Raw genomic sequence first — 24,870 nt, forward strand, 5'->3', positions numbered from 1 at the left:
CCATGAATGTCGTTGCATGGGCGGCAGTCGCGTTGATTGTAGTCCCGGTTGCCTTAATGGCCTGGGCTTTCATTTCGGTGGATCGCGCTGGCCTCGCGACTGTTCGCGCCAATTTGAGTCGAAGCGCCGGATTATCCACTGCGGGCGGAAGCCAGGGGCCAACATACAATTTGCACCGGCTGGGTGCCAAGCTCACCCCCAAGTCCTACACCCTCTGGCTGGACAAACTGCTGGCCAAGCTGGGCCGACCGGCGGGTATGCCCCTGGGACGCCTCCTGGTCCTGAAGCCGGCGTTGGCCCTAGCTGCAGGGGTGGTGGGACTTCTGTTCTTCCTGAGGGCCCCCTCCGGTCAGGGTTTCCTGTTATACCTCGCCGCTGTGTTGCTGGTGTACTTCATCCCTGACCTGCTTATTCACGGACGTGCTGCCGAACGGCAAAAGGCAATCCAGACCGAACTACCCAACACCCTGGACCAGATGCTGATCTCCGTTGAGGCCGGTCTTGGATTTGAAGGGGCCATGGCCAGAGCCGGCCAGAACGGCTCAGGCCCCTTGGCCATGGAAATGCTCCGCACACTGCAGGACATGCAGGCGGGACGCAGCCGCAAGGAAGCCTACATTGCTCTGGCCGAACGTGTGGATGTCCATGACCTCAGGGCATTCGTTGGGGCCGTAGTCCAAGCAGACACCTATGGGATCGCAATCGCCAATGTCCTGCGAACGCAAGCCAAGCAAATGCGTATCAAACGCCGCCAAAGGGCTGAAGAACAGGCGATGAAACTGCCGGTGAAAGTCCTTTTCCCATTGATGATGTGCATCCTGCCGGTGCTTTTCATCGTCATCATGGGACCGGCCGTCATCAATGTGATGAACAACTTGGCCGGCGGCCTTTAGATCTCAGTTGTTTCTGCCCTAGACCGGCACTTCGCGGATCCCAGACCACGGAGTGCCACAACGGCCCCCTTCCGGTACCCAGAGCCGGGAGGGGGTCCTCCCACGTCCTGGACGAAGAATAGACGGCTACTCCCGCCGCGCCCGCGTCAGCTCGGCCCGCGCCAGCATCTCGGCATCGGACGGATAAGCAACTTCCTCCAGCACTAACGGATGCGGGGCGGAGAGCACGGACTTGGCATCACGTCTCCGTTCCAGAAGTCGCGCGTACAGCCATGCCGGGGTTTCCAGCCCCTCCCCCACTCGCACTGCGGAACCAACCAAGGACCGCACCATGTTGTGGCAGAACGCATCAGCCTGAACGGTGACAACTATGACGTCGTCGCTTGCACGCTCAAAGGCAAACTTCTGCAGCTCGCGTATGGTGGTGGCGCCTTCACGCGGCTTGCAGTAGGAACGGAAGTCCTGGAGCCCCAGCAACGCCGAAGCACCCTCATTCATGAGAGACACGTCCAAGGGAGACTTGTGCCATAACGTGATGCCACGCAGCACCGGGTCCCAACGTTCGGCACCGTCTGCAATCCGGTAACTGTACCTACGCCACAACGCTGAAAAACGGGCGTCGAAACCTTCCGGTGCCAGGCCGGCGTCGTGCACTTCCATGGCACCGGTCAGGTCGCCGAGGATGCGGCTCAAAGCGCCGCGGAGCCGCCGCAAAAGCGCGACGCCGGGATCGAGTTCGTGCCCACGTGGCATCGACAACCACTCGTTCTCGGTCAGGTCCATATGGACCACCTGGCCCCGGGCGTGGACACCCGCGTCCGTCCGGCCGGCAACCGTGACACGAACGGGCCGCTGCAGAAGAAGCGCCAAAGCCTCTTCAAGGGATCCTTGTACCGTCCGAAGACCTGGCTGCAGGGCCCATCCGCTGAACGGACCGCCGTCGTACGAAAGATCAAGCCGGACACGCAAAAACCCGCCGCCCCCCATAACGGGGGCAGCGGGTTTTCGTTCGTTCATAGACTTAAGTCTACTGTGAAGAATTCAGTGAATTACTTCTTGTCCTCAGCGGCCGGAGCCTCTTCGGTCTCAGCAGCTTCAGCTTCAGCAGCTTCTGCCTCAGCGGCCGGAGCCTCTTCGGTTTCAGCGGCTTCGGTCTCTACGGCTTCGGTCTCAACGACCTCTTCCTCGGCAGCCGGAGCAGCCTTGGCAGCGGCAGCGGTTGCTTCAGCAACAACGGCCTGCTTCGGGGAAACCGGCTCGAGAACGAGCTCGATGACAGCCATGGGAGCGTTGTCGCCCTTGCGGTTGCCGATCTTGGTGATGCGGGTGTAGCCACCATCGCGGTTAGCAACAGCGCCGGCGATGTCGGTGAACAGCTCGTGGACAACGCCCTTGTCGCTGATCAGGCCGAGAACGCGGCGGCGCGAAGCGAGGTCGCCACGCTTGGCGAAGGTGACCAGACGCTCTGCGTACGGCTTGAGGCGCTTGGCCTTGGTGACCGTGGTGGTGATGCGCTTGTGCTCAAAGAGAGCAGCTGCCAGGTTCGCGAGCATCAGGCGCTCGTGAGCCGGGCCGCCTCCGAGGCGCGGACCCTTAGTGGGGGTAGGCATAGTTATTTCTCCTGTTATGTAAGCCGATCAGGTCCATTGCTGGACCCGGCGGCCAAGATCTGCTGTTTAGAGCTCGTCGTCGCTGAACGCGGCGTCGTCCTCTTCGATGGCTGCGGCGCGGGCTGCGAGATCGAAACCGGGAGGGGAGTCCTTGAGGGACAGACCCAGTTCCACGAGCTTTGCCTTGACCTCGTCAATGGACTTCGCACCGAAGTTACGAATGTCCATCAGGTCAGCCTCGGAGCGGGCAACGAGTTCACCCACGGTGTGGATGCCCTCACGCTTGAGGCAGTTGTAGGAACGGACGGTGAGGTCCAGATCCTCGATCGGCAGAGCCATGTCCGCTGCCAGGGCAGCGTCCGTCGGCGACGGGCCAATCTCGATACCTTCAGCTGCGGTGTTCAGCTCACGAGCCAGACCGAACAGTTCCACCAAGGTGGTGCCTGCGGAAGCAACAGCATCGCGCGGGGCGATGGCCTGCTTGGTCTCGACGTCGACAATGAGCTTGTCGAAGTCAGTGCGCTGCTCAACACGGGTAGCTTCCACGCGGAAAGTTACCTTCATGACCGGCGAGTAGATCGAGTCGACCGGGATACGGCCGATCTCGGAGTCGCCGGACTTGTTCTGAGCTGCCGAAACGTAGCCACGGCCGCGCTCGATGGTCAGTTCGAGTTCGAACTTGCCCTTCGAGTTCAGAGTGGCAATGTGCAGATCCGGGTTGTGGAATTCGACGCCGGCCGGAGGAGCGATGTCCGCGGCGGTGACGACTCCGGGGCCCTGCTTGCGCAGGTAAGCAACAACCGGCTCATCGTGCTCGGAGGAAACCGAAAGGTTCTTGATGTTCAGGATGATCTCGGTGACATCTTCCTTGACACCCGGAACCGTGGTGAACTCGTGCAGCACGCCATCGATCCGGATGCTGGTTACAGCGGCACCGGGGATGGAGGAGAGCAGGGTACGGCGGAGGGAGTTTCCGAGGGTGTAGCCGAAGCCCGGCTCCAGCGGTTCAATGATGAAACGGGAGCGGTTCTCGGATACAACTTCTTCAGACAGGGTGGGGCGCTGTGCAATGAGCACTTAGGTTTCCTTTCGGCGAGCATCCGCTATATGACGCAACACAGGTGGTGGAAATCGGCTTCGGTTTCCAGCCTGACCAGCCGGGCCATGCTGATGGATGATCGAAACCATCCATAGCAGGCCCGGCCGGTCAGGCGGGGAAGACCTAATTAGACGCGGCGGCGCTTCGGCGGGCGGCAACCGTTGTGGGCGCTGGGGGTGACGTCCTGGATGGAGCCAACCTCGAGGCCAGCAGCCTGAAGCGAACGGATTGCGGTTTCGCGTCCGGATCCCGGGCCCTTGACGAATACGTCAACCTTGCGCAGACCGTGCTCCTGAGCGCGCTTTGCAGCAGCTTCGGCAGCCATCTGGGCAGCGAACGGGGTGGACTTACGGGAGCCCTTGAAGCCAACCTCACCGGCGGAAGCCCATGAGATTACAGCACCGTTCGGGTCCGTGATGGACACGATGGTGTTGTTAAAGGTGCTCTTGATGTGCGCCTGGCCAAGCGCAATATTCTTCTTATCCTTGCGACGCGGCTTACGAACCGCTCCACGAGTCTTCGGGGGCATTGTTTCTCCTACAGAAAGTTATCGGGGGAAAACCGGATTAATCCCGAGGGATTAACGTCCAGCCTTCTTCTTGCCAGCGACGGTGCGCTTCGGGCCCTTACGGGTACGAGCGTTGGTCTTCGTACGCTGTCCGCGTACGGGCAGGCCCTTGCGGTGGCGCAGGCCTTCGTAGCTGCCGATCTCTACCTTGCGGCGGATGTCAGCGGCTACCTCGCGGCGAAGGTCACCCTCAACCTTGTAGTTGCCTTCAATGTAGTCACGCAGCTGGACCAGCTCGGCGTCAGTCAGGTCCTTGACGCGAACGTCAGCGCTGATGCCGGTGGCAGCCAGGGTTTCGTGTGCACGGGTCTTGCCCACGCCGTAGATGTAAGTAAGCGCAATTTCCAACCGCTTTTCGCGGGGAATGTCTACGCCAGCGAGACGAGCCATAGTGGCAGTACTCCTTGAATAAACCGGAGGTCGTAGGCAGTACACCCACACGTTCAGTGTGGCCCCAGCCTCCGACCGGGGGTTCGCTGACCAGGCTCTGTACTGCAGTCCTGGCACAGCTTGTGCTGCCTTTATTTACTTGCGTGGGCTAGCAGCCCAGGTTTGTCCTTGCGGACACTGATTCCCGAAGGGGGAATTAGCCCTGGCGCTGCTTGTGGCGCGGGTTCTCGCAGATCACCATGACCCGGCCGTTACGGCGGATCACTTTGCACTTGTCGCAGATCTGCTTGACGCTCGGCTTGACCTTCATGGCGTTCCTTTGCGTGTTTTGCAGTTGATCTGCTGGAGCGGCTTAGGCACTATTGCCTTGCCGCCCAGCAATTTACTTGTAGCGGTAGACGATACGACCACGTGTGAGGTCGTATGGGCTCAGCTCAACCACTACCCGGTCCTCGGGGAGGATTCGAATGTAGTGCTGTCGCATCTTCCCAGAGATGTGTGCGAGAACGACGTGCTTATTGGTGAGCTCAACGCGAAACATCGCATTGGGCAGCGCCTCAGTCACAACGCCCTCGATCTCAATGACCCCGTCCTTCTTGGCCATATCCTCCGCTAACTGTTGTTTGCCACCGTCCTTCAGTTAGGCACCGAAGATCCAGCGGACGTTTTTTGTTTGCTTGGTTCTCTTGGAACCACGACACTAAAAAGGGCGTGGCTGCAGAGACAACCAACAAATAACTCTACGCCAATGAGGCCGGAAAGTTAAATCCGTCTATGGTAGCGCACCCATCTCCAGCCGTCACTCCCCCGCTGGCCGATAAGCCGGGAAGTCGCCTGCCGCCGTCGAGACGCTTTCGGCCGCCATGACACCATCCAGAATGGCCAGCCGAGCGGCTTCCGCCGCAGCACTTTGGAGCGTTATCAGTGAGACTTGGCGTGCCTGTTCGGTACTGCGGTCAAGCTCGACGGCGCCGGTCGCCAAGGCGAACACGGTATCGCCGTCCGCAAGGGTGTGGGACGGATCCAAGGCCCGAGCCAACCCCGCATGCCCGGCAGATGCCGTCCGCTTGCACTCAGCGACATCCAAGACAGCGTTAGTGGCGATCACCACGAGCGTCGTGTTCAGCCCCTGCGGCGGAACGGCCAGGCCCGCAGATTTTTGTGGCCCCGACCCGCTGAACACTGGCGTTCCAAGCGCGTTCACCACGGCAAGGGCCCCCACAATCACCCCGCCATCAAGAGTGATGGAAGAAGTACCTAACCCGCCCTTGTAGTGTCCGCGTGCAACTACAGCGCCGGTTCCGGCACCAACGTTTCCGCGCTCGACGGCGGCATGGTCGCCTGAGGCGAAGGCTGCAGCAGCAGCCTGGTAGCCCATGTCGGCGTCGGGTCGAGCTTTGACATCGCCACCCCGCCCAAGGTCGAAGATGGCCGCCGCCGGCACAATGGGCACCACCGTCCCCGGAACAGCAAAACCCCGCCCCTGCTCCTCACACCACAACTGAGCACCCGTCGCCGACGCCAACCCAAAGGCGCTACCCCCGGCCAACACCACGGCATCCACAGTCGAAACCAACGTCGTCGGATCCAGGGCATCAGTCTCGTGCGTCCCGGGCCCACCCCCGCGCACATCAACAGACCCCACAGTCCCGGGCGGAGGAAGCACAACGGTCACCCCGGACAACCACCCCTCCCCCACCCTCTGCACATGCCCAACCCGTATGCCAGCAACATCGGTGATCGAATTCATGGCTCCATTCTCCACTGTCACACTGCGCGCCCTGAAGGGCGGCCGGGGGCGTGACCCGGCAGCGCGCGTCTAAGGCAGGCACGACCGAGCGCGCCGAGGGTTGCGCCCCGGCTGGCATCGCCAGCGCGGGAAAGTACTGCGAGAAGTGGGAGCCAAGCCTCAAATACGAACACGCGAGTAACGCCGAGTAAACGGGCTTGGAAGTGTAAGCCAACTATCGATACGCCCCCCCATTTTGGCCCAAACGCGGGCTTTCGGTGTGGTGAGCTAGGCCTGTCTTCGCCGCCCCGGTCCGGGAGCTGGCGCCCCACATTCGCCCGAAACCGTTAGTGACTCATGACTACCCGACAGATTCACAGCAGCAGTGCTGCGCCTGCAGACCAGCCGGCCGAGCCTCCGGTTCCACCCGTCAGAGCAGCCAGCCCAGGTCAGGCTGGAAAGCGCTGGTCCGCCCGCAGCCGCCGGGAATTTCTGGTGTTCCTGGCCATGGCCCTGCCCAACCTCGTGCTGATCGGCACGTTCACCTATTGGCCGCTGATCAACAACATCTACTACTCCACCTTGGATTGGACCCTCGGTTCGGCTTCGGCCACAGTGGTGGGGCTGCAGAACTACGTCACGTTCTTTACCAGTGAAGACGCGTCCACGGTCCTTGGGACCACAGCAATCTTCACGCTGGTGACGGTGGGTGGTTCCATGGTCCTGGGCCTCTTGGTTGCCCTTGCCCTGAATTCAAAGGTCCGCGGCACCACGTTTGCCCGGTCTGCTGTCTTCGCACCGTATGTGCTGTCCGGTGTGGGCGTTGGCTTGGTGTGGCTGTTCATTTTCGATCCCGGCTACGGGGTGCTGGCGTGGATCCTGCGCGGCTTTGGCCAGCAGAGTCCTCAGTGGATCAACGATCCCCAGCTCTCGTTGGTCATGGTGATCATCGTGTACGTCTGGAAGAACTTGGGCTACTGCGCTGTGGTCTACTTGGCCGGCCTCCAGTCACTCCCCCGCGACGTCATGGAAGCTGCGGCGCTGGATGGGGCCAACGGTGCACGGAGGTTTTTCAACATCTCCGTACCGCTGCTTTCCCCCACCACGTTCTTCCTGCTGATCACCACCATGCTGAGTTCATTGCAGGCATTTGACCTCATCCGCATCATGACCCCCTTGGGGAACGGCACCAGCACCTTGATCTATGAGGCGTACTTGCAGGCGTTCGGCGCGTACAACCGGGCAGGCTACTCAGCCGCGATCTCGGTGGTTCTCTTCGCGATCCTGCTCATCATTACTGTTCTTCAACTGCGGTTCGTTGAGCGAAAGGTCCACTACTCATGAGCGGGCCCACACCCGCCGTCGTCGTTGATTCCCTAAAAGGGAATGCGCAATTAGCTGCCCGGGAAGAACCGCCGCGACCTTTCTCCAAAGCCAACCTCATCCGGACGGTGGCCACCGGCTACCTGCCGTTGATTCTTGCAACGCTTGTGGTCTTCCTGCCGTTGCTCTGGATGTTGCTGAGTTCGTTCAAGCAACCCGGCGAGATCGTCACCATGGATCTGAAGATCCTGCCCGAGTCCTTGAACCTGGAGAACTACGCCACAGCGATGACCACGGTTCCGTTCGCCCAGTTCTTCGCCAACAGCCTGATCGTTACAGCGGTGGGTTCCACCATCAAGGTGATTCTGGCGATCCTGACGGCGTACGCGCTGGTGTTTGTCCGCTTCCCGTTCAAGAACGTGATCTTTGTACTGATCCTGGTGGCACTCATGGTTCCCGCACAGGTGTCCATTCTGCCCAATTACATCCTGATCGCAGGTATGGGTGGCAAGAACACCTTGTGGGGCATCATCCTTCCAGGCCTCGGTACGGCGTTTGGCACCTTCCTGCTGCGGCAACACTTCCTGACACTGCCTCCCTCGATTCTGGAGGCAGCCGAAATCGACGGTGCAGGCCACTGGCGGCGCTTGTGGCAGATCATCGTGCCGGTCTCGGTCCCGTCCATCGCCACCGTGGCGCTCGTGACCGTGGTCAGCGAGTGGAATGACTACATTTGGCCGCTCATCATCACTGACCGCCCCGAAACCATGACGCTCCCCGTGGGCTTGACCCTGCTGCAGAATTCCGAGAGCAACGGCGCAGGCTGGGGAATCCTCATGGCCGGAGCGGTATTGGTGATCGTTCCCATCCTGCTGGTCTTCGCAGCGCTCCAGCGCTACATCGTCGCCGGGCTGACACAGGGCAGTGTCACCGGCTGAATTTCTCCAACCGCACCATTCGCATCGAAGTAACGTATTGAGAGGAAACACCATGCGCAGCAACCTTGACCGCCGCCATTTCCTGGGGCTGGCAGGCCTCGGAGCCGGAGCCGCGGCCCTCGCCGCATGCGGCGGCCCGTCGACGGCGGGCACGGCAGACGCCGTCGACACCGCAACCATCGATTTCAACGGTGTGAAGCCCGCCGCGTCCATCGATTTCTGGACTAACCACCCCGGTAAGTCGCAGGACGTGGAGAAGGCGATCATTGAGAAGTTCCATGCCAAGTTCCCCGACATCAAGGTCAACCTGGTAACGGCCGGCGCCAACTATGAAGAGATCGCACAGAAATTCCAAACCTCACAAGCAGCCAAGACCGGCCTGCCCGGGCTGGTAGTTCTTTCCGACGTTTGGTGGTTCCGCTACTTCTCCAATGGCAGCATCATCCCCCTCGATGGTTTGGTGAAGCAGCTGGACATCAAGATCGACGACTTCCAGAAATCCCTGGTGGACGACTACAAGTACGACAACAAGCAGTGGGCCCTCCCCTATGGTCGCTCCACGCCGTTGTTCTACTACAACAAGGATCATTTCAAGGCCGCCGGACTTCCGGATCGTGCACCGGCAACCTGGCAGGAATTCGCGGAGTGGGCTCCCAAACTGAAAGCCACCTCGGGTGCCCAGTACGCGTACATCTACCCTGCCCTCGCGGGCTACGCAGGCTGGACCCTCCAGAACAACTTGTGGGGCTGGGGCGGCAGCTGGTCCAAGGACTGGGACATCACCTGCGATTCAGCCCAGTCCGTAGCTGCTCTGCAGTGGGCCCAGGACTCCATCTATAAGGACGGTTGGGCGGGTGTCTCCTCCAAGGAAGCAGCGGATGACTTCGCCGCAGGGATCACCTCGTCCACCATTTCCTCCACAGGCTCCCTGCTCGGTGTTCTGAAAGCAGCCAAGTTCAACGTGGGCGTCGGGTTCCTGCCCGGCGGCCCGGAGGCACCCAGCGGCGTCTGCCCCACTGGCGGCGCTGGCCTGGGCATTCCCAGCGGCATCAGCAAGGAGGAGCAGTTGGCTGCGGCAACGTTCCTCAAGTTCATGACGGAACCGGAGAACACTGCCGCTTTCTCAGCCGCCACCGGCTACATGCCCACCAGGCTCTCCGCGGACATGTCGGCGGTCCTTGCGGCAACACAGCAGATCAAGACCGCCATGGACCAGCTCGCTGCAACCAAGGTCCAGGACAATGCCCGGGTGTTCCTGCCGGGCGCGGATCAGGAGATGGCCAAGGCAGCGGCCAAGATCCTCACGCAACAAGGCGATGTCCAGGCAACCATGACCGATCTCAAGAAGACGCTCGAGGGTATCTACACCAAGGACGTCAAGCCCAAGCTGAAGGCATAACCGCTTCAGAACAAGGAAGAGCCGGGCTGCGTTTGCAGCCCGGCTCTTCTCCTGCGGGGTGTTACGGAATGGGGACGGGCACGACGCCGAGCGGCACCAATTGCGCGGCTCCGCCATCAGCGGCGGACAGGACCCAGATGCCCTTGTCATGCACAGCCACCGAGTGCTCCCACTGGCAGGAACGCTTGCCGTCGGTGGTCACCACAGTCCAGTCGTCGTCGAGGGTTGCGGTCTCGATGTCACCACGAACCAGCATGGGTTCAATGGCCAGGCACAGGCCGGGCCGGATCTTGGGTCCGCGGTGACCGGTCCGGTAGTTCAAAACGTCCGGCGCCATGTGCATCTCTGAGCCAATGCCGTGGCCCACGTAGTCCTCCAGGATGCCCAAGGGTTTTCCTTGTACGGAAGATACGTAGTCGTCAATGGCGTTTCCGATGTCTCCTACATACTTGCCGGTGGCCAGGGCAGCGATACCGCGCCACATAGCTGCCTCGGTGACATCGGAGAGCCGCTGGTCTTCCGGATCAGCGGTACCGACGATCACGGTCCTGGCGGAGTCGGAATGCCAACCGTCAACGATGCAGCCGCCGTCAATGGAGATGATGTCGCCATCTTGGAGAAGCTTGCTCCCCGGGATCCCGTGAACCACTTCCTCATTGACCGAGGTGCAGATGGTGGCCGGGAAGCCGTGATATCCGAGGAAGTTCGACTTCGCCCCGGCATCATTGAGGACCGCGGCGAAGACGTCGTCCAGGTCCTTGGTGGTGACGCCCGGTTTGGCCGCGGCAACGGCAGCGTCGAGTGCACGGCTCAGGACAAGTCCGGCCTGGTGCATGATGCGCATCTGCTCGTTGGTTTTGTATTCAATGCGGGGCTGACCGAACGCCATGATCTCCTCTGGAAGGTTTGCTGTAGAGGCCGATCAGGCCTCTTGCTTCAACCATTTTCCCGTACCGGGGAGCGTGGCCGAAATTGAACTGCAGGGTGGAAAAGGAAAAGGGTGTGTCCCGCACTCACAGTACGGGACACACCCCTCACTCCAGCGCCGGGCTACCGGCTATGTGGAGAACAAACTAAACAGCCTTGGCCGACTCGATCGCCGTCAGCACGCGGTCGGTAACTTCATCGATACCACCGATGCCATCAACCTGCGTGAGGATGCCACGCTCGGCGTATTTGGCCACAACCGCCTCGGTCTGCTCGTGGTAGAGGTCCAGGCGGTGGCGGATGACGGTTTCGTTGTCATCCGAGCGGCCCGTTTCCTTGGCACGGCCAAGAAGGCGGGTCACCAGTTCTTCGTCGTCAGCGGTGAGCTGGAGCACGACGTCGAGCTCCTGCTCGCCCTCAGCGAGGATCTGGTCAAGGTAATCCACCTGCGCGGTGGTGCGCGGGTAGCCATCCAGGAGGAAGCCGTTTTCCACATCGCTCTGGCTCAGGCGATCCCGGACCATATCGTTCGTGACGCTGTCCGGAACAAAGTCACCGGCGTCCATGTACTTCTTGGCTTCGATGCCCAAAGGGGTTTCGCCCTTGACGTTGGCACGGAAGATGTCGCCGGTGGAGATGGCGACTACGCCGAGGCGCTCGGAAATCCGCTCAGCCTGCGTACCCTTGCCCGAACCGGGAGGTCCAATGATCAGCATTCTCGTCATCGCAAAAGCCCTTCGTAGTGACGTTGTTGTAGCTGCGCATCAATCTGCTTGACGGTTTCCAGGCCAACACCCACCATGATCAAAATAGACGTGCCGCCGAACGGGAAGTTCTGGTTGGCGTTGATCAGGACGAGTGCAACCAAAGGAATCAACGCCACGAAGCCCAGGTAAAGGGCTCCAGGCAAGGTGATCCTGGAAAGCACGTACTGCAGGTAGTCCGCGGTCGGTTTACCCGCCCGGATGCCCGGAATAAACCCGCCGTACTTCTTCATGTTGTCAGACACTTCTTCAGGGTTGAAGGTGATGGCAACGTAGAAGTAGGTGAAGAACACAATCATGGCGAAGTACAGCGCCATGTAGATGGGGTGGTCGCCACGGGTGAGGTTGTTGTTGATCCACTCAACCCACGGAGCCATCTGCTCCCCTGGCGCCGGCTGGTTGAACTGCGAAATCAGCCCGGGCAGGTAAAGCATGGAGGAAGCGAAGATGACAGGCACGACGCCGGCCATGTTCACCTTGATGGGGATGTACGTGCTGGTGCCGCCCACTGTGCGGCGTCCGATCATCCGCTTGGCGTACTGAACGGGAACACGACGCTGAGACTGCTCCACGAACACCACCAGGGCCACCGTGAGCAGGCCGACCGCAAGGACTGTGAAGAAGGTGCCAGGGCCCTTGGACTCCCAGATGGAGCCCAGCGAGCCGGGGAAGCTTGCGGCGATGGAGGTGAAAATCAGCAGCGACATTCCGTTGCCAACACCCTTTTCGGTGACCAGTTCGCCCATCCACATGATGAGGCCGGTGCCGGCCGTCAACGTGATGATGATGAGGATGGTGGTGATGATGCTTTCATCAGGAATGATGGGCAAGTTGCAGCCAGGGAGCAGCTGACCGGATCGGGCAAGAGACACCAGAGTGGTGGCGTTCAGCAGACCGAGGGCGATAGTGAGGTACCGGGTGTACTGCGTCAACTTTGACTGACCGGAGGAGCCCTCTTCGTAGAGCTGCTGGAACCGGGGAATGACCACCCGGAGCAGCTGCACGATGATGCTCGCAGTGATGTAGGGCATGATGCCCAAGGCAAACACTGAAACCTGCAGCAACGCGCCGCCGCTGAACAAGTTCACCAGCTGGTAGATGCCCTGCGAGGTGTCACCGGTGTTCAAGCATTGCTGGACATTCTGGTAGTTCACACCAGGCGAGGGGATGAAAGCTCCCAAGCGGAAGATTGTGATGATTCCCAGCGTGAACAACAACTTGCGTCGCAAATCAGGCGTCCGAAACGCCCGGCCGAATGCGCTTAGCAAGCGTCCTCCTGAGTAGAAAGTACAAGGATGTGGATGGATCAATGAAACCCAACAACCGAGTCTAACCGCTTGTGACGCCGTCGGAATAATCGAGAGTCCACAATCACGCAAAAAATCCCGGTATACGAGGCCGAAGCCCCGCATACCGGGATCTTTTTACAACGGGCTTTTGCCCCACTGGCTCTTAGAGAGCAGTGGTGCTTCCGCCTGCTGCAGCAATCTTTTCCGCAGCACTGGAAGAGAAAGCGTGGACCGTGACGTCAACCTTGACGGTGATGTCGCCGGTGCCCAGCACCTTCACGGGCTGGTTCTTGCGAACGGCACCCTTCTCAACCAAGGACTCCACGGTGACAACGCCACCTTCCGGGAACAGCTCGTTGAGCTTCTCCAGGTTAACAACCTGGAACTCAACCCGGAACGGGTTCTTGAAGCCGCGCAGCTTCGGCAGGCGCATGTGCAGCGGCAGCTGGCCGCCGGCAAAGCCAGCCTTTACCTGGTAACGGGCCTTCGTACCCTTGGTACCGCGACCAGCAGTCTTACCCTTGGAGCCTTCACCACGACCAACACGGGTCTTGGCGGTCTTGGCACCCGGGGCGGGGCGCAGGTGGTGGACCTTCAGAGCGTGCTGCTTCTCAGCAGTCTCTTCGGCGGTCTTGTTCTCTGCCATTACTTCGCCTCCTCTACATTCACGAGGTGCGGAACCGTGTTCAGCATGCCAACGGTCACGGCGTCAGCGTTGCGGACAACAGTGTGTCCGATGCGCTTGAGGCCGAGGGACCGAAGGGTAGCCTTCTGGTTCTGCTTGGCGCCAATGACGCCCTTGATCTGGGTGATCTCCAACTTGGCGTCGGAGGGAGTCAGGTTCTTAGCCATGACTAAACACCTGCCTTCTGGTTCTGGAGCGCGCGCACCAGAGCAGCAGGAGCAACCTCGTCCAGCGGCAGGCCACGGCGGGCAGCCACGGAAGCGGGCTCTTCGAGCTGCTTCAGAGCGGCAACAGTCGCGTGAACGATGTTGATCGCGTTTGAGGAACCGAGCGACTTGGAGAGGATGTCGTGGATACCCACGCACTCCAATACCGCGCGGACCGGACCACCGGCAATAACACCGGTACCGGCGGAAGCCGGACGCAGCAGGACTACACCTGCAGCGGCCTCACCCTGCACACGGTGCGGGATGGTGCTGCCAACGCGGGGAACGCGGAAGAAGGACTTCTTGGCCTCTTCAACGCCCTTTGCGATAGCCGCGGGAACTTCCTTGGCCTTGCCGTAGCCAACGCCGACCATACCGTTGCCGTCACCGACGACGACGAGAGCGGTGAAGCTGAAGCGACGACCACCCTTGACGACCTTGGCAACGCGGTTGATGGTGACAACGCGCTCTACGAACTGGCTCTTCTCAGCCTCACGACCGCCGTCGCGGCCACCACGGCCACCACGGTCGCCGCGGCCCTGGCCACGGTCGCCGCGCTCGCCACGACGTCCGCCGCGGCGGTCATCGGTAGCGGGTGCGGTCTCAGTTGCTTCAGCAGCTACAGCTTCAGTCACCTGAATGTCCTTTTCGTTATTTTCAACGGTCACAGTGCCAGCCCACCTTCGCGAGCACCGTCAGCGACGGCGGCGATGCGGCCGTGGTACTTGTTACCGCCACGGTCGAAGACAACAGCTTCGACGCCTGCAGCCTGGGCACGCTTGGCAACGAGCTCGCCGACGCGCTTGGCCTTGGCAGTCTTGTCTCCGTCAAATGCGCGGAGGTCAGCTTCCAGGGTGGAAGCGTAAGCCACGGTTACACCCTTGCTGTCATCGACAACCTGGACGAATACGTGACGTGCCGAACGGTTGACGACCAGACGAGGACGTACAGCCGTACCGGTGATGCGCTTGCGGATACGAAGCTGGCGACGGCTGCGTGCAGCAGACTTGCTCTTGTTCGAACGCTTCTTGTTAATTGCGATGGCCATGGTTTACTTACCAGCCTTTCCGACCTTGCGGCGGATGACTTCGCCGGCGTAACGGACACCCTTGCCCTTGTAGGGGTCAGGCTTGCGCAGCTTGCGAATGTTGGCAGCAACCTCGCCGACCTGCTGCTTGTTGATACCCGCAACAGAGAGCTTGGTCGGACCCTCTACTACGAAGGTGATGCCTTCGGGTGCAGAGACGTTGACAGGGTGACTGTAGCCCAGAGCGAACTCCAGGTCAGAACCCTTGGCCTGAACGCGGTAACCAGTACCAACGATTTCAAGCTTCTTCTCGTAGCCCTCGGTAACGCCCTGGATCATGTTGGCGATCAGGGTGCGGGTCAGGCCGTGCAGCGAACGCGAGTTGCGCTCGTCGTTCGGGCGGGTGACCGTGAGAGTGTTTTCTTCCTGGGTAACCTCGATCGGGCTGGCCACAGTGTGGCTCAGCTCGCCTTTGGCACCTTTGACGCTGATGACGGAGCCATCGAGCTTGACCTCAACTCCGGCAGGAACGGTGATGGGGAGACGTCCAATACGTGACATTATTCTCTTCCTTTCCCGTTACCAGACGTACGCGAGGACTTCGCCGCCCACGCCCTTCTTGCCGGCCTGCTTGTCAGTCAGGAGGCCGGAAGAGGTGGACAGGATTGCGATACCCAGGCCACCCAGCACGTGCGGCAGGTTGGTGGACTTCGCGTAAACGCGGAGGCCCGGCTTGGAGATGCGGCGGACGCCAGCGATGGAACGCTCGCGGTTCGGACCGAACTTCAGGTCGATGGTCAGCTTCTTTCCAACCACGGCGTCTTCTTCCTTCCAGCCGGCAATGTAGCCTTCTGCCTTCAGGATGTCAGCAACGCGTGCCTTCAGTTTGCTGTACGGCATGGACACGGTGTCGTGGTATGCCGAGTTTGCATTGCGCAGACGCGTGAGCATGTCTGCGACAGGATCTGTCATAGTCATTTGGGCTATAGCCCTTCCTCGTACCGGTTTCCGCTGCGCCCGCTCCTAGGAGCATGCGCGGTCGGACCTGTCACGTAGTTAGTTTTCGGTCTTGAACGGGAAACCAAGCGCCTTGAGCAGCGCGCGGCCTTCGTCATCGGTCTTGGCGGTGGTGACGACCGTGATGTCCATACCGCGAACGCGGTCGATGGAATCCTGATCGATTTCGTGGAACATAACCTGCTCGGTCAGACCGAAGGTGTAGTTACCGTTACCGTCGAACTGCTTGCCGTTGAGGCCGCGGAAGTCGCGGATACGCGGCAGTGCCAGCGAAACCAGACGGTCCACGAATTCCCACATGCGGTCTCCACGCAGAGTTGCGTGTGCACCGATGGGCATGCCTTCACGCAGCTTGAACTGTGCGATCGACTTGCGGGCCTTGGTTACCTGCGGCTTCTGGCCGGTGATCAGGGTGAGGTCGCGGACGGCGCCGTCGATCAGCTTGGAGTCCTTGGCGGCATCTCCAACACCCATGTTCACTACAACCTTGACCAGGCGGGGAACCTGGTTGACGTTCGCGTAGCTGAATTCGTCCTGCAGGGACTTTTTGATGGTCTCTGCGTACTTCGTCTTCAGACGCGGAACGATCTTTACTGGAGTCTCGAGAGTCTCAGTCATTAGATGTCCTTCCCGGTGGCCTTGGACACGCGGATACGGACGGTCTTGGTAGCGCCATCCTTCTCAACGGTGTCGAGACGGAAACCAACACGGGTCGGCTTCTTGGTCGACGGGTCAACCAAAGCAACGTTGGAAACGTGGATCGGGGCTTCAACAACCTCGATGCCACCGGTCTTGGTGCCGCGCTGCGACTGACCGACCTTGGTGTGCTTGGTGACGCGGTTGATTCCCTCTACCAGCACGCGGTTGGTGTCCGGGAATACGCGCAGGACCTTGCCCTGCTTGCCGCGGTCGCCGCCACGTTCCTGCTTGGCGCCGGTGATGACCTGAACGAGGTCACCCTTCTTGATCTTAGCCATGGACTAAAGCACCTCCGGGGCCAGCGAAACGATCTTCATGAACTTCTTGTCGCGAAGTTCACGACCAACCGGGCCGAAGATACGGGTACCGCGGGGGTCCCCGTCGTTCTTCAGGATCACAGCTGCGTTTTCGTCAAACTTGATGTAGGAACCATCCGCACGGCGGCGTTCCTTCTTGGTACGAACGATGACAGCCTTGACGACGTCACCCTTCTTTACGTTGCCGCCAGGGATAGCGTCCTTGACGGTGGCGACGATGACGTCGCCGATGCCTGCGTAGCGACGACCGGATCCACCGAGAACGCGAATGGTAAGGATTTCCTTAGCACCCGTGTTGTCGGCGACCTTGAGTCGCGACTCCTGCTGAATCAATTTTTACTCCTTGCGTCGCGCCGGTTCTCAGACCGAAATCATGCATACGGAATGAGCCTTGCGGAACGGTTGATCGGGGTGTCTCTTGACCTGCCTGGATTTTGCCAGTACAGGCCTAAACGCCCGTGCCACAAGCATCAGCTTCCCTTGCAGAAAACTCTGCGCGGGGCAGTATGCAGCGGCACGATTGTTTACGAGGTAGTGGACGACGCACAAGTGGCGCCATACAAACTCAATATCCTAGCACGTTATCAGCCTGAAACCGAAACGGCTGGAGAAGCGGAGAAGCCCGCATTCCCAAGGGAATACGGGCTTCTCCAGTGAATCACTGCCAGGCATGCCTGGCGTCGGATTTACTTGGCCTTTTCGAGGATCTCCACCAGACGCCACCGCTTGGTAGCGGAGAGCGGGCGGGTCTCTGAGATGAGAACGAGGTCGCCGATGCCGGCGGTGTTCTCTTCGTCATGAGCCTTGATCTTCGAGGTGCGGCGAATAACCTTGCCGTACAGAGCGTGCTTCACGCGGTCTTCAACCTGAACAACGATGGTTTTTTCCATCTTGTCAGAGACAACGTAGCCGCGACGCGTCTTACGGTAACCGCGCTGTTCAGCGCTGGCTGCTGCTTCCGTCACAGTTTCCTTCTCGCTCACTTGGCGTCCTCTCCAGCTTCAACCTCGGCCTTTTCAGCCTTGGCAGCCTTCTTGGACTTCTTTTCTTCCTTGGCTTCCACAACCGGTGCGGCAACCTCGGCACGAATGCCCAGCTCGCGCTCACGGAGAACGGTGTAGATGCGTGCGATGTCTTTCTTTACCGCGCGCAGGCGACCGTGGTTCTCCAGCTGTCCGGTGGCGGACTGGAAACGCAGGTTGAACAGCTCTTCCTTGGACTTGCGGAGTTCTTCAACGAGACGCTCGTTGTCGAAACCGTCCAGCTGTGCGGGTGCGAGATCCTTCGACCCTACTGCCATTTCTATTCACCACCTTCGCGACGCACAATGCGTGCCTTCAACGGGAGCTTGTGGATTGCCAGGCGCAGGGCCTCGCGAGCTACCTCTTCATTGACACCGGAGAGTTCGAAGAGAACCCGTCCCGGTTTGACGTTTGCGACCCACCATTCAGGAGAACCCTTACCGGAACCCATGCGGGTTTCGGCAGGCTTCTTCGTGAGCGGACGGTCCGGGTAGATGTTGATCCAGACCTTACCGCCACGCTTGATGTGGCGGGTCATCGCGATACGAGCAGACTCGATCTGACGGTTGGTTACGTATGCCGGGCTGAGAGCCTGGATACCGTACTCACCGAAGCTGACCTTGGTGCCGCCCGTTGCAGCGCCGGAACGACCCGGGTGGTGCTGCTTACGGTGCTTGACTCGACGTGGGATAAGCATTTAAGCCTGTCCTCCTTCTGCTGCCGGAGCAGCAGCTTCAGCGGCCGGTGCTTCAACGGCAGCGGGTGCTGCCTCAGCTGCCGGACGGTCGTTACGACGACGGCGGTCGCCACCCGGGCGGCCCGGACGGTCTCCTGCACGGCCACGGGACGGAGCAGCAGCTGCCTGCTGAGCCAGTTCCTTGGCAGTTACGTCACCCTTGTAGATCCAAACCTTCACGCCGATACGGCCGAAGGTGGTCTTGGCTTCGTAGAAGCCGTAGTCGATGTTCGCGCGGAGGGTGTGCAGGGGCACACGGCCTTCGCGGTAGAACTCCGAGCGGGACATTTCTGCGCCACCCAGACGACCCGAGCAAGCAACACGGATACCCTTGGCACCCGCACGCTGTGCGGACTGCATGGCCTTCTTCATCGCACGGCGGAAAGCCACGCGGGAAGTCAGCTGCTCAGCGATGCCCTGGGCAACAAGCTGTGCTTCCATCTCGGGGTTCTTGACCTCGAGGATGTTCAGCTGAACCTGCTTGCCGGTGAGCTTTTCGAGCTCGCCGCGGATGCGGTCTGCTTCAGCGCCGCGGCGGCCGATAACGATACCCGGGCGTGCCGTGTGGATATCCACACGGACACGGTCACGGGTGCGCTCGATCTCGACCTTGGCGATGCCGGCGCGCTCCATGCCGGTGGACATGAGCTGACGGATCTTGATGTCCTCGCGGACGAAATCCTTGTAGCGCTGTCCGGGCTTGGTGCTGTCAGCGAACCAGTGCGAAACGTGGTCGGTGGTGATGCCGAGTCGGAACCCGTGCGGGTTAACTTTCTGTCCCACTTAGCGAGCCTCCTCTTTCTCCGGGGTTGCGACAACCAGCGTGATGTGGCTGGTCCGCTTCCTAATGCGGTAGGCGCGGCCCTGGGCACGCGGCTGGAACCGCTTCATGGTCGGGCCTTCATCAACAAATGCTTCGGTGATGAAGAGGTCGCTGTCGTCGAATGCAACGCCGTCACGGTCCGCGAGGACACGTGCGTTGGCCATTGCCGACTGAAGTACCTTGAATACCGGCTCCGAAGCTGCCTGGGGGGCAAACTTCAGAATTGCCAGAGCCTCATTCGCTTGCTTACCACGAACAAGGTTGACGACGCGCCGGGCCTTCATAGGCGTTACGCGGATGTGACGCGCAATAGCCTTGGCTTCCATTGCTTTCCTTCTCTCGTCTAAGACGTAAAGTCAGGCGCCTAGCGGCGCTTGCCCTTACGGTCGTCCTTAACATGGCCGCGGAATGTCCGCGTGGGAGCGAATTCGCCGAGCTTGTGCCCGACCATCGACTCAGTGACAAACACCGGGATGTGCTTGCGTCCGTCGTGTACGGCGATCGTGTGCCCGAGCATGTCGGGGATGATCATCGAACGGCGGGACCAGGTCTTGATGACGTTCTTGGTGCCCTTATCGTTTTCCCGTGCGACCTTCACAAAGAGGTGCTGGTCAACGAAAGGACCTTTTTTCAGGCTGCGTGGCATGTGTCCAGGCTCCTATCGCTTGTTCTTGCCAGTACGGCGGCGACGAACAATAAGCTTGTCGCTCTCTTTGTTCGGACGGCGGGTACGGCCCTCGGGCTTGCCGTTCGGGTTAACCGGGTGACGTCCACCGGAAGTCTTACCTTCACCACCACCGTGCGGGTGGTCAACCGGGTTCATGGCTACACCACGGACGGTCGGGCGAACGCCCTTCCAGCGCATACGGCCGGCCTTGCCCCAGTTGATGTTCGACTGCTCGGCGTTGCCCACCTCGCCGACGGTTGCGCGGCAGCGCACGTCAACGTTGCGGATTTCGCCGGAGGGCAGACGCAGCTGAGCGAAGCGGCCTTCCTTGGCAACGAGCTGTACCGAAGCACCTGCGGAACGTGCCATCTTGGCGCCGCCACCCGGACGCAGTTCAACTGCGTGGATTACGGTACCAACCGGGATGTTGCGCAGCGGCAGGTTGTTGCCCGGCTTGATGTCAGCGTCAGGACCAGCCTCGACGAAGTCACCCTGGGACAGCTTGTTAGGAGCGATGATGTAACGCTTGGTGCCATCAACGTAGTGCAGGAGTGCGATGCGAGCCGTGCGGTTCGGGTCGTACTCAATTTCGGCAACGCGGGCGTTGATGCCATCTTTGTCGTGACGACGGAAGTCGATCAGACGGTACTGGCGCTTGTGCCCACCACCCTTGTGACGGGTGGTGATCTTACCGGAGTTGTTACGGCCGCCTGTTTTGTGCAGCGGACGCAGCAACGACTTTTCCGGAGTCGATCGCGTGATTTCAGCGAAGTCGGCTACGCTCGAGCCACGACGGCCCGGGGTAGTCGGCTTGTATTTACGGATTCCCATAATTTATTTCCTCGTTAAAGTGGTCTCCGCTACGCGAGCGGACCGCCGAAGATGTCGATTGTGCCTTCTTTGAGGGTGACAATTGCACGCTTGGTGCTCTTGCGCGTTCCCCAGCCGAATTTGGTGCGCTTGCGCTTACCGGCACGGTTGATGGTGTTGATCGAGTCAACCTTGACCGAGAAGATCTTCTCAACGGCCAATTTGATCTCGGTCTTGTTCGAGCGAGGGTCCACCAGGAAGGTGTACTTGCCTTCGTCGATCAGACCGTAGCTCTTTTCCGATACGACGGGTGCAAGCACGACGTCGCGCGGGTCCTTGATGGTGGTTACGCTCACTTGGAGGCCTCCTCGTTCTTGGCCTTGTCAGCGACGAACGCCTCGAAAGCAGCCTTGGTGAAGACCACGTCGTCGGAGATGAGTACGTCGTAGGTGTTCAACTGGTCTGCGTACAGAACGTGAAAACCTTCGAGGTTACGCACGGAGAGTGCAGCAACATCGTTGGCGCGCTCGATTACGACGAGCAGGTTCTTGCGCTCGGAGACTGCGCGCAGCGACGCCAGTGCTTCCTTGGCGGACGGCTTGGTGCCGGCTACCAGTTCAGCGATGACGTGGATGCGGCCGTTACGGGCGCGGTCAGACAGGGCGCCACGGAGTGCAGCAGCCTTCATCTTCTTGGGGGTGCGCTGGCTGTAGTCACGAGGGGTCGGACCGTGGACAACGCCACCGCCGGTCATGTGAGGAGCACGGATTGAACCCTGACGGGCGCGGCCGGTGCCCTTCTGCTTGAACGGCTTGCGACCTGCACCGGAAACCTCGGCGCGGGTCTTCGTCTTGTGGGTACCCTGGCGTGCAGCAGCGAGCTGTGCGACGACGACCTGGTGCAGCAGCGGCACGTTGGTCTGAACGTCGAAGATCTCTGCGGGCAGGTCTACCTTGACAGTGCTAGTCATTTAACTAGGCTCCCTTCACGGCGGTGCGTACGAGTACGACCTGGCCGCGGGCACCGGGGACGGCACCCTTGATAAGGAGCAGCGACTTCTCAGCGTCAATGGCGTGAACCGTGAGGTTCAGCGTGGTGTGACGCTCGGCGCCCATGCGGCCGGCCATTTTCAGGCCCTTGAAGACGCGGCTCGGGGTGGATGCGCCACCGATGGAGCCAGGCTTACGGTGGTTCTTGTGGGCACCGTGGGAAGCGCCAACGCCGTGGAAGCCGTGACGCTTCATAACACCGGCAAAGCCCTTACCCTTGGAGGTGCCGACGACGTCGATCTTCTGGCCGGCTTCGAAGATCTCAACAGAGAGCTCCTGGCCCAGCTCGTAGGATGCGGCGTCTGCGGTACGCAGTTCGACGACGTGGCGGCGAGGAGTTACGCCAGCCTTTTCAAAGTGACCAGCCAGCGGCTTGGTGACCTTGCGGGGGTCGATCTGGCCGTAGCCGATCTGTACGGCGACGTAGCCATCTACCTCTGCGTTACGCAGCTGGGTGATGACGTTGGAGTCAGCCTGGACAACAGTTACCGGGATGAGCTTGTTGTTCTCGTCCCAGACCTGGGTCATGCCGAGCTTCGTGCCCAGCAGGCCCTTTACGTTACGGGTTGCGGTCATAGTCTCTCAGCACCTCCCTAGAGCTTGATTTCGATGTTCACGTCGGCGGGCAGGTCGAGACGCATAAGCGAGTCAACAGCCTTCGGCGTGGGGTCGATGATGTCGATCAGACGCTTGTGAGTACGCATTTCGAAGTGCTCACGGCTGTCCTTGTACTTGTGAGGAGAGCGAATAACGCAGTAAACGTTCTTCTCCGTCGGCAGGGGCACCGGGCCGACTACCGTTGCGCCTGCGCGCGTGACCGTCTCAACGATCTTCCGCGCTGAAACATCAATGACCTCGTGGTCATATGACTTCAGCCGGATGCGGATTTTTTGTCCCGCCATGTCGCCTGACTCTCTTTCAGCTAGTGCTGCTCTAGTTAGGGCTGCTCTGTTTACTTACCTGTTGATGTGGCCGCCGAAGCGTTTGAGGATCTACCACCACACGCCGCACAAGCTGAATCCGGAAGAATCCGGGTTCCTCACCTTGTCGGCGCACCGACCCCCGCGGTCGGGCGTGTCGCGATTTCCACGCAAACTCGACCGCAATCATGGGGTTCAGGGTTATGTTTGGGCTTCAGCCTGGACCCTGACACCCGGCATTATCCGGATCGGGACACGAAGAAGCGCTTGAACAACTCATCCAGTATGGCGGAAATATGGTGTAAAGGCCAATCGGCCCCGAGGAGCCATTGCCCGCCCCTCATCCGGTGAGGATGATGGGGGCATGAACGCCCAGGATGCAGGCTCCGTGGAAGATCTCGCCGCCCGCCTGCGCCCGGGGTTCACGCTGGGTGTTGCGGCCGCCGCCTTCCAGATTGAGGGCTCGCTGACAGCTGATGGACGCGGGCCGTCGGGATGGGACGCGTTCGCCGAAAAGCCCGGAGCAATAGTCGACGGCGGCTCCCCCACCGTGGCGTGCGATCACTACAACCGATCCGATGAAGACATCGCCCTCATGCAGGAGCTCGGCGTTGATTCCTATCGCTTCTCGCTCTCGTGGCCGCGCATCCAACCCGGAGGCAAAGGCGCAGTCAACCAGCGCGGGCTCGATTTCTATGATCGCCTGATCGACAAACTGCTGGCCGCCGGCATCTCCCCCATGGCCACGCTGTACCACTGGGATACTCCGCTGGAGCTGGAGCATGCCGGGGGGTGGATGAACCGGGACACTGCCGAACGCTTCGCAGTCTACTGCGAAGCCGCCGCGGGGCGCTTCGGCGACCGGGTGGAGCACTGGGTCACCATGAACGAGCCCGTGTCAGTCACCGTGCAGGGATACGCGTTGGGAGTGCACGCCCCCGGTCGGCAACTTCTCTTCGACTCACTGCCGGCGGCACATCATCAATTGCTGGGACACGGAATGGCCGTACAGGTCCTCCGGAACGCCGGCGTTAAGGGGCAGATCGGGATTTCCAACATGCACTGCCCCGTCGAGCCCGCCAGCAACAGTCTTGGCGACCGTTTGATGACGCAGGCGCTGGACCTGATCCTTAATCGCATTTATGCAGACGCAATACTGCTCGGCCAATACCCCAAGCCACCCCTGCCCATGAAGCCGTGGTTCCGCTCACTGGGCACCATCCACGACGGCGATCTGGAACTCATCAGCCAACCGTTGGACTTCTATGGGCTCAACTACTACTACCCAGCGAAGGTGGCAGCCGGCCCCGGACCGGCAGAGATCCCCACTGGAACCTCGCCTGAGATGACCAAGGTTCCCTTCCATCTGGCCGCTTACCAGGAGTATGAGACCACTGGGTTCGGCTGGCCCGTTGCGCCGGAATATCTGGCGTTGCTGCTGCGCGAGATGAAGGACCGGTATGGCAAGGCACTTCCTCCCGTCTACATCACGGAAGGCGGCGCCAGCTTTCCCGAGCCTGCCCATGTTGACGGACCTGTCCAGGACACCAACCGCATCACCTACCTGGCTGAACACCTGGGCCACGCCCTGACAGCAACGGGGCCCGGGGGCATCGCCGAGGGCGTGGATCTTCGCGGGTATTACGTCTGGACCTTACTGGACAATTTCGAGTGGGCGGCAGGCTACTCGCAACGATTCGGGCTGATCCACGTGGATTTCGAGACCCTGGAACGCACTCCCAAGGATTCGTTCTACTGGTATCGGCATCTAGTCCGGGCACGTCACCATCACTTATAGCCCGCGTGAGTTAAATCGCGCTGGCTTGGTGAGGAGCCCTACCTGTTTTTGTTGGCGCGACGAATCCGCTTGGCGCGTTCGATCTCGCCCTTGAAGTTCTTTCGACCCCACAGCACACCGCCGCCGACAACGGCAATGACTGCCAGGAAAATCAGGAATTCCATG

Annotated in this window: 37 protein-coding genes; 5 read left to right on the forward strand and 32 right to left on the reverse strand. The window is 60.5% G+C overall.

Going from position 1 to position 24,870, the window contains the following annotated elements; translation table 11 throughout:
* Window positions 1–2 precede the first annotated feature (2 nt).
* A complete protein-coding gene (locus ACIQH5_RS03835; RefSeq protein ID WP_400400449.1) occupies window positions 3–893 on the forward strand; it encodes a type II secretion system F family protein in 891 nt (296 codons plus the stop codon).
* Between the two features lie 126 nt (window positions 894–1,019).
* Here ACIQH5_RS03835 and truA read toward each other — a convergent pair whose 3' ends face one another.
* The 8 genes from truA to ACIQH5_RS03875 form a co-directional block, all read right to left on the reverse strand.
* Window positions 1,020–1,910, reverse strand: coding sequence for a tRNA pseudouridine(38-40) synthase TruA (gene truA, locus ACIQH5_RS03840; protein WP_400400451.1), 891 nt, complete (start codon window positions 1,908–1,910; stop codon window positions 1,020–1,022).
* 32 nt (window positions 1,911–1,942) lie between these two features.
* Window positions 1,943–2,503: a 50S ribosomal protein L17 gene (gene rplQ, locus ACIQH5_RS03845; RefSeq protein ID WP_024817574.1), complete on the reverse strand. Its 561-nt coding sequence runs from the start codon at window positions 2,501–2,503 to the stop codon at window positions 1,943–1,945.
* Between the two features lie 66 nt (window positions 2,504–2,569).
* Window positions 2,570–3,580, reverse strand: coding sequence for a DNA-directed RNA polymerase subunit alpha (locus ACIQH5_RS03850; RefSeq protein ID WP_011775567.1), 1,011 nt, complete (start codon window positions 3,578–3,580; stop codon window positions 2,570–2,572).
* 149 nt (window positions 3,581–3,729) lie between these two features.
* A complete protein-coding gene (gene rpsK / locus ACIQH5_RS03855) occupies window positions 3,730–4,131 on the reverse strand; it encodes a 30S ribosomal protein S11 (RefSeq protein WP_014922380.1) in 402 nt (133 codons plus the stop codon).
* Between the two features lie 51 nt (window positions 4,132–4,182).
* Window positions 4,183–4,560 carry a 30S ribosomal protein S13 gene (gene rpsM / locus ACIQH5_RS03860; RefSeq protein WP_011775569.1) on the reverse strand — a complete coding sequence of 126 codons (378 nt, stop codon included), beginning with the start codon at window positions 4,558–4,560 and terminating at the stop codon, window positions 4,183–4,185.
* A 196-nt stretch (window positions 4,561–4,756) separates the two neighbouring features.
* Window positions 4,757–4,870: a 50S ribosomal protein L36 gene (gene rpmJ, locus ACIQH5_RS03865; RefSeq protein ID WP_011775570.1), complete on the reverse strand. Its 114-nt coding sequence runs from the start codon at window positions 4,868–4,870 to the stop codon at window positions 4,757–4,759.
* 72 nt (window positions 4,871–4,942) lie between these two features.
* A complete protein-coding gene (infA, locus tag ACIQH5_RS03870; protein ID WP_011775571.1) occupies window positions 4,943–5,164 on the reverse strand; it encodes a translation initiation factor IF-1 in 222 nt (73 codons plus the stop codon).
* 195 nt (window positions 5,165–5,359) lie between these two features.
* Window positions 5,360–6,310 carry a P1 family peptidase gene (locus ACIQH5_RS03875; RefSeq protein WP_400400453.1) on the reverse strand — a complete coding sequence of 317 codons (951 nt, stop codon included), beginning with the start codon at window positions 6,308–6,310 and terminating at the stop codon, window positions 5,360–5,362.
* 336 nt (window positions 6,311–6,646) lie between these two features.
* On the opposite strand from ACIQH5_RS03875, the gene ACIQH5_RS03880 reads away from it, so the two are divergent.
* From ACIQH5_RS03880 to ACIQH5_RS03890, 3 genes are read left to right on the forward strand one after another with little or no spacing between them, the layout of a single operon-like run.
* The gene (locus ACIQH5_RS03880; protein WP_400400456.1) at window positions 6,647–7,633 is read left to right on the forward strand and encodes a carbohydrate ABC transporter permease; all 987 of its coding nucleotides are present in this window, start codon (window positions 6,647–6,649) and stop codon (window positions 7,631–7,633) included.
* Window positions 7,630–8,550 carry a carbohydrate ABC transporter permease gene (locus ACIQH5_RS03885; protein ID WP_400400459.1) on the forward strand — a complete coding sequence of 307 codons (921 nt, stop codon included), beginning with the start codon at window positions 7,630–7,632 and terminating at the stop codon, window positions 8,548–8,550. Before ACIQH5_RS03880 ends, ACIQH5_RS03885 begins: the two co-directional genes overlap by 4 nt.
* 52 nt (window positions 8,551–8,602) lie before the next feature.
* The gene (locus tag ACIQH5_RS03890; protein ID WP_400400462.1) at window positions 8,603–9,949 is read left to right on the forward strand and encodes an ABC transporter substrate-binding protein; all 1,347 of its coding nucleotides are present in this window, start codon (window positions 8,603–8,605) and stop codon (window positions 9,947–9,949) included.
* Window positions 9,950–10,010: 61 nt separating this feature from the next.
* Here ACIQH5_RS03890 and map read toward each other — a convergent pair whose 3' ends face one another.
* From map to rpsJ, 23 genes are all read right to left on the reverse strand, one after another.
* A complete protein-coding gene (gene map, locus ACIQH5_RS03895) occupies window positions 10,011–10,838 on the reverse strand; it encodes a type I methionyl aminopeptidase (protein ID WP_400400464.1) in 828 nt (275 codons plus the stop codon).
* 184 nt (window positions 10,839–11,022) lie between these two features.
* A complete protein-coding gene (locus tag ACIQH5_RS03900) occupies window positions 11,023–11,592 on the reverse strand; it encodes an adenylate kinase (protein WP_178997654.1) in 570 nt (189 codons plus the stop codon).
* A gap of 5 nt (window positions 11,593–11,597) precedes the next feature.
* A complete protein-coding gene (gene secY, locus ACIQH5_RS03905; RefSeq protein WP_400400467.1) occupies window positions 11,598–12,908 on the reverse strand; it encodes a preprotein translocase subunit SecY in 1,311 nt (436 codons plus the stop codon).
* Window positions 12,909–13,092: 184 nt separating this feature from the next.
* A complete protein-coding gene (rplO, locus tag ACIQH5_RS03910; RefSeq protein WP_400400469.1) occupies window positions 13,093–13,575 on the reverse strand; it encodes a 50S ribosomal protein L15 in 483 nt (160 codons plus the stop codon).
* On the reverse strand, window positions 13,575–13,781 hold the full coding sequence (rpmD, locus tag ACIQH5_RS03915) for a 50S ribosomal protein L30 (protein WP_011775580.1): 207 nt from the start codon (window positions 13,779–13,781) through the stop codon (window positions 13,575–13,577). Before rpmD ends, rplO begins: the two co-directional genes overlap by 1 nt.
* Window positions 13,782–13,783: 2 nt before the next feature.
* Entirely contained in the window at window positions 13,784–14,455 is a 672-nt protein-coding gene (gene rpsE, locus ACIQH5_RS03920; protein ID WP_011775581.1) for a 30S ribosomal protein S5, read from the reverse strand.
* Window positions 14,456–14,484: 29 nt separating this feature from the next.
* Window positions 14,485–14,868 (reverse strand): 50S ribosomal protein L18, encoded by a 384-nt coding sequence (gene rplR / locus ACIQH5_RS03925; protein ID WP_062073165.1) that lies wholly within the window; start codon window positions 14,866–14,868, stop codon window positions 14,485–14,487.
* 3 nt (window positions 14,869–14,871) lie between these two features.
* Window positions 14,872–15,408 carry a 50S ribosomal protein L6 gene (gene rplF, locus ACIQH5_RS03930; protein WP_011775583.1) on the reverse strand — a complete coding sequence of 179 codons (537 nt, stop codon included), beginning with the start codon at window positions 15,406–15,408 and terminating at the stop codon, window positions 14,872–14,874.
* 18 nt (window positions 15,409–15,426) lie between these two features.
* Window positions 15,427–15,825: a 30S ribosomal protein S8 gene (gene rpsH / locus ACIQH5_RS03935; protein WP_400400474.1), complete on the reverse strand. Its 399-nt coding sequence runs from the start codon at window positions 15,823–15,825 to the stop codon at window positions 15,427–15,429.
* 78 nt (window positions 15,826–15,903) lie between these two features.
* Window positions 15,904–16,482 (reverse strand): 50S ribosomal protein L5, encoded by a 579-nt coding sequence (gene rplE, locus ACIQH5_RS03940; RefSeq protein ID WP_011775585.1) that lies wholly within the window; start codon window positions 16,480–16,482, stop codon window positions 15,904–15,906.
* Entirely contained in the window at window positions 16,482–16,841 is a 360-nt protein-coding gene (gene rplX, locus ACIQH5_RS03945) for a 50S ribosomal protein L24 (protein ID WP_062073171.1), read from the reverse strand. Before rplX ends, rplE begins: the two co-directional genes overlap by 1 nt.
* Before the next feature lie 3 nt (window positions 16,842–16,844).
* Window positions 16,845–17,213 carry a 50S ribosomal protein L14 gene (gene rplN, locus ACIQH5_RS03950; RefSeq protein ID WP_003803789.1) on the reverse strand — a complete coding sequence of 123 codons (369 nt, stop codon included), beginning with the start codon at window positions 17,211–17,213 and terminating at the stop codon, window positions 16,845–16,847.
* Window positions 17,214–17,566: 353 nt separating this feature from the next.
* Window positions 17,567–17,863, reverse strand: coding sequence for a 30S ribosomal protein S17 (gene rpsQ / locus ACIQH5_RS03955; protein WP_011775587.1), 297 nt, complete (start codon window positions 17,861–17,863; stop codon window positions 17,567–17,569).
* A complete protein-coding gene (gene rpmC / locus ACIQH5_RS03960) occupies window positions 17,860–18,180 on the reverse strand; it encodes a 50S ribosomal protein L29 (RefSeq protein WP_014922387.1) in 321 nt (106 codons plus the stop codon). The genes rpsQ and rpmC overlap by 4 nt, the downstream gene beginning before the upstream one ends.
* Before the next feature lie 2 nt (window positions 18,181–18,182).
* Entirely contained in the window at window positions 18,183–18,599 is a 417-nt protein-coding gene (gene rplP / locus ACIQH5_RS03965; RefSeq protein WP_003803795.1) for a 50S ribosomal protein L16, read from the reverse strand.
* Window positions 18,600–19,421 (reverse strand): 30S ribosomal protein S3, encoded by an 822-nt coding sequence (gene rpsC, locus ACIQH5_RS03970; RefSeq protein WP_011775589.1) that lies wholly within the window; start codon window positions 19,419–19,421, stop codon window positions 18,600–18,602. It abuts the gene before it with no gap.
* Window positions 19,422–19,787: a 50S ribosomal protein L22 gene (rplV, locus tag ACIQH5_RS03975; protein ID WP_011775590.1), complete on the reverse strand. Its 366-nt coding sequence runs from the start codon at window positions 19,785–19,787 to the stop codon at window positions 19,422–19,424.
* 38 nt (window positions 19,788–19,825) lie between these two features.
* The gene (rpsS, locus tag ACIQH5_RS03980) at window positions 19,826–20,107 is read right to left on the reverse strand and encodes a 30S ribosomal protein S19 (RefSeq protein WP_011775591.1); all 282 of its coding nucleotides are present in this window, start codon (window positions 20,105–20,107) and stop codon (window positions 19,826–19,828) included.
* A 12-nt stretch (window positions 20,108–20,119) separates the two neighbouring features.
* On the reverse strand, window positions 20,120–20,959 hold the full coding sequence (gene rplB / locus ACIQH5_RS03985; protein WP_011775592.1) for a 50S ribosomal protein L2: 840 nt from the start codon (window positions 20,957–20,959) through the stop codon (window positions 20,120–20,122).
* Between the two features lie 29 nt (window positions 20,960–20,988).
* Entirely contained in the window at window positions 20,989–21,294 is a 306-nt protein-coding gene (gene rplW, locus ACIQH5_RS03990) for a 50S ribosomal protein L23 (RefSeq protein WP_024817589.1), read from the reverse strand.
* Window positions 21,291–21,908, reverse strand: coding sequence for a 50S ribosomal protein L4 (rplD, locus tag ACIQH5_RS03995; RefSeq protein WP_062073173.1), 618 nt, complete (start codon window positions 21,906–21,908; stop codon window positions 21,291–21,293). Before rplD ends, rplW begins: the two co-directional genes overlap by 4 nt.
* A gap of 4 nt (window positions 21,909–21,912) precedes the next feature.
* Window positions 21,913–22,563, reverse strand: coding sequence for a 50S ribosomal protein L3 (gene rplC / locus ACIQH5_RS04000; protein ID WP_011775595.1), 651 nt, complete (start codon window positions 22,561–22,563; stop codon window positions 21,913–21,915).
* Window positions 22,564–22,580: 17 nt separating this feature from the next.
* On the reverse strand, window positions 22,581–22,889 hold the full coding sequence (gene rpsJ, locus ACIQH5_RS04005) for a 30S ribosomal protein S10 (RefSeq protein WP_003803825.1): 309 nt from the start codon (window positions 22,887–22,889) through the stop codon (window positions 22,581–22,583).
* Between the two features lie 382 nt (window positions 22,890–23,271).
* Between rpsJ and ACIQH5_RS04010 the strand changes: the two genes are divergently transcribed.
* Window positions 23,272–24,705, forward strand: a complete 1,434-nt coding sequence (locus tag ACIQH5_RS04010; RefSeq protein WP_400400480.1) for a GH1 family beta-glucosidase — start codon at window positions 23,272–23,274, stop codon at window positions 24,703–24,705.
* 38 nt (window positions 24,706–24,743) lie between these two features.
* Here the strand turns inward: ACIQH5_RS04010 and ACIQH5_RS04015 are convergent, their stop codons facing one another.
* A complete protein-coding gene (locus ACIQH5_RS04015; RefSeq protein ID WP_400400483.1) occupies window positions 24,744–24,869 on the reverse strand; it encodes a hypothetical protein in 126 nt (41 codons plus the stop codon).
* Between the last annotated feature and the right edge of the window lies 1 nt (window position 24,870).

The organism is Paenarthrobacter sp. NPDC091711, from assembly GCF_044756605.1.
Classification (GTDB): domain Bacteria; phylum Actinomycetota; class Actinomycetes; order Actinomycetales; family Micrococcaceae; genus Arthrobacter.